Origin of the sequence: Lactobacillus corticis (genome assembly GCF_018327645.1) — a bacterium.
Taxonomy (GTDB): Bacteria; Bacillota; Bacilli; order Lactobacillales; family Lactobacillaceae; genus Lactobacillus; species Lactobacillus corticis.
The window spans coordinates 1-3301 of record NZ_BMAY01000112.1 but is presented as its reverse complement, the minus strand read 5'-3'; the positions used below and the strand labels follow the sequence as shown (position 1 = coordinate 3301).

Here is a 3301-nt window from a genome sequence, read left to right as displayed (position 1 = left end):
TTTGGCCCCTTTGTGGTTTAAATCTTTAATTGACTTAACTTTGCTTGAATCTTTAACTAGCAATGACTGACCAGCGTTGAAATATGGTTTTGAGAAATTCACTACTTTTTTACGTTCATCAGTAATTGTCATAACAGCAATGACCGCATCAATCGCATTGTTATTCAGCAAGGGAATTTTAGTCTTAGCGGTGGTAATCGTAAATTCTGCCTTGCCCTTTTTGCCTAAAATTTTCTTAGTCAAGGCTTTCGCCAGATCTGTTTCAAAGCCTTCAACCTTACCAGTTTTAATATTGGTTATTCCAAATAAACGCGTATCGTTTTTGATTCCCCAAACAATGGTATTGGTATCTTTAACTCTTTGATAGGTACTGGTTTGATCGCTGGCTTTAGTACAACCAGCTAGCAAAAATAAACTAAAGAATGCTAGCAGTATTTTAAAATGTCTTTTCAACCTAACCAGCCTCCTATAAAGTAATTATCTTGCTCAAGAACTCCTGTGCCCGTTCTGACTTCGGATGTTCGAAGAAAGCTTCTGGATCGTTAGAATCTTCCAGCACTTCTCCTTGATTGAAAAAGATTACCCGGTCTGACACTTCTCTGGCAAAACCCATTTCGTGCGTTACCACCAGCATGGTGATGCCTGACTCGGCAACTTTTTTCATGACGTCCAAAACATCTTGAATCATTTCGGGATCCAAAGCACTGGTTGGTTCGTCAAAAAGGATTACCTTCGGCTTCATGGCTAGCGACCGCGCAATCGCCACCCGCTGCTGCTGACCACCGGATAATTGCTTGGGATAGCGGTCGCCTTTGTCTGACAAGCCGACCATTTCCAGCAGTTTTTCGGCTTCTTGGCGATTTTCGGTTTCGTCGCGGTGCAGGACGATCCGCGGAGCCAGCATAATGTTTTCTAAGACCGTTTTGTTTTGGTAGAGGTTAAAATGCTGGAAAACCATGCCAACGTTTTTCCGAATTTTGTTAATGTCGGTTTTCTTATCGGCCAAATCATAGCCAGTAACTTCCAACTTGCCTGATTGAATTGGCTCCAAGCCATTGATGGTTCTGATCAGAGTTGACTTTCCGGAACCGGAAGATCCGATGATCGTTACAACTTGGCCCTCTTCAATTTCCAAATTAATGTCCTTCAAGGCATGAAGCTTGCCATAGTATTTATTAACGTGATCAAATTTTATAATCGCACTCATTGGTTATACACCCTTCCTTCAATTTATTAATTTAGGCACTACAAAAAGGCTATAGAATCCACCATAGCCTACCCAAGAAATACCTATTTATACCCAGAAATGTTAATACTTAAAAAATACTTGTTTTCAGTATAACTATCTACTAAGGTATTGTCAAGTTTTTGAGCTAGCAACAGCATTATTCAATTGATTTATTGTGAATTTTAAAGTTGAAAAGAAACTATAGTGACTGTTTTAAGCAAATAAATTCGGCTTTAGCAAAAAGAAAGCTGACTGTTGGTCAACTTTCTCCTTCATTTTCTCTTTTATGACGCATAACGCTTTGACAAGTATGAAGCCAGCTTCGACAAGGCAAAACAGATGATGAAGTACATCACCGCAATTATCAAATACATTGGAATCATGTAAGTCGAATTCTGGCTGTAGATGATCTGTGCCCGGTACAATAATTCCGGCAGCAGGATGATCGTAGCCAGCGACGTGTCCTTGACCAGCGATACGAACTGCGACAGCAGCGCCGGTATCATGTTGTGCACCGCCTGCGGCACGATGATGTGGTACATGGCCTGCACGTACGTCATCCCGTTGCTTCGTGCACCTTCCATCTGTCCGTAGTCGATCGATTCGATCCCGGCGCGCACGATCTCGCTGATCATCGCGCTTTCGAATACTACCAGCGCCGTAATCGAGGCACTCACCGATCCCACTCGGATGCCGATGGCCGGCAGACCGAAGTAGGTAAAGAACAGGATCAATAGCAGCGGCAGATTCCGGATCACGTCGATGATGAACCCGACGATCCCCGATACCCATTTGATCCGACTGTAGCGGATGATCCCCAGGATCAATCCGATGATGAAGCTCAATACGATCGACACGGCCGATACGCCCAAGGTTACCAGGAAGCCTTGGAACAAGTAGCGCATGTTGATCAGGCTGTATGCTCCTGCAAAATTCATTGTTCAGCTCCCCTTTCCTTATTGCTTCATTGTCTTTTCCAAATGCTTCATGTAGTAGCTCAGCGGCATCGTCAGAATCAGGTAGAAGATTCCCGTGATGATATAGGTCGGGATTACCTGATACGTGGAAAAGGCCACCGTGTCGGCTTGGTACATCAGGTCAAAGCCTGCTACGAACGACAAGACCGACGAGTTCTTGATCAGGTTGATGAACTGGTTCCCCAGCGGCGGCAGCGCTGCTTTGAAGGCCTGCGGCAGAATCACGTATCTCATGGCCTGCACGTAGGTCATCCCGTTGCTTCGTGCGCCTTCCATTTGTCCGTCGCCGACGGAATTGATCCCTGCTCTGATCGTTTCCGCAATGAAGGCCGACGTGTAGAGCGACAAGCCGATCGTCCCGGCCGTAAAGCCGTCGATTTTTACCACGTACATCGGCACTACCAGATAGAAGACCATCGTTACCACCAAAAGCGGAATGTTCCGAAAGATTTCGATGTAGACCGAGGCGATGATTCGCAGCGGCTTGTTTTCCGATACTTCCAATAACGCAAAGATCGTGCCCAGTGCCAAACTGGCTGCTAGCGCAATGATGCTGGACAGAATCGTGTGGCCGAACCCGGTCAGAAAGGTCGACCAGTTGCTTTGTAATAGTTCAAACATCTTAGCCTACCTCCTGTAAATTCAAACCTTTAATTCCGCCAAACCATTTTTGTACCAATCGCTGGTAGGTCCCATCAGCCTTTACTGCGGTTAGTGCTTGGTTAATTGCCTTAACCATGCGGGTATTGCCCTTTTTAACGGCAATTCCGTATGGTTCGTTGGTAAAGGTGCCGCCAACCAGTTTGTAGCCCTTGTTTTCATCGGCTAAACCAGCCAAAATCCCGTTGTCAGTTGTCATGGCATCGCCTTGGCCTGCCTTCAAAGCTGATAAAGCCTGGCCATAATCGTCATATTCAAGAACCGATGCCTTTGGCGCATATTTATGAACATTGGCCACGGCCGTAGTCCCTTTAACAGCTAAAACTTTGGCCCCTTTGTGGTTTAAATCTTTAATTGACTTAACTTTGCTTGAATCTTTAACTAGCAATGACTGACCAGCGTTGAAATATGGTTTTGAGAAATTCACTACTTTTTT

5 protein-coding genes are annotated in these 3301 nt (G+C 45.0%); all 5 read right to left on the bottom strand.

Annotation, left to right across the window (positions count from 1 at the left end; genetic code table 11):
- Window positions 1–462 (bottom strand): transporter substrate-binding domain-containing protein (locus KI210_RS09000; RefSeq protein WP_212781498.1); only part of this gene is annotated, 462 nt, incomplete at its 3' end.
- A gap of 4 nt (window positions 463–466) precedes the next feature.
- The gene (locus tag KI210_RS08995; protein WP_212781497.1) at window positions 467–1207 is read right to left on the bottom strand and encodes an amino acid ABC transporter ATP-binding protein; all 741 of its coding nucleotides are present in this window, start codon (window positions 1205–1207) and stop codon (window positions 467–469) included.
- 305 nt (window positions 1208–1512) lie between these two features.
- Window positions 1513–2166 (bottom strand): amino acid ABC transporter permease, encoded by a 654-nt coding sequence (locus tag KI210_RS08990; RefSeq protein WP_212781496.1) that lies wholly within the window; start codon window positions 2164–2166, stop codon window positions 1513–1515.
- Between the two features lie 18 nt (window positions 2167–2184).
- Window positions 2185–2826, bottom strand: a complete 642-nt coding sequence (locus KI210_RS08985) for an amino acid ABC transporter permease (RefSeq protein WP_212781495.1) — start codon at window positions 2824–2826, stop codon at window positions 2185–2187.
- Between the two features lies 1 nt (window position 2827).
- Window positions 2828–3301: transporter substrate-binding domain-containing protein (locus KI210_RS08980; protein ID WP_212781494.1), on the bottom strand; the 474-nt coding region annotated here is incomplete at its 5' end.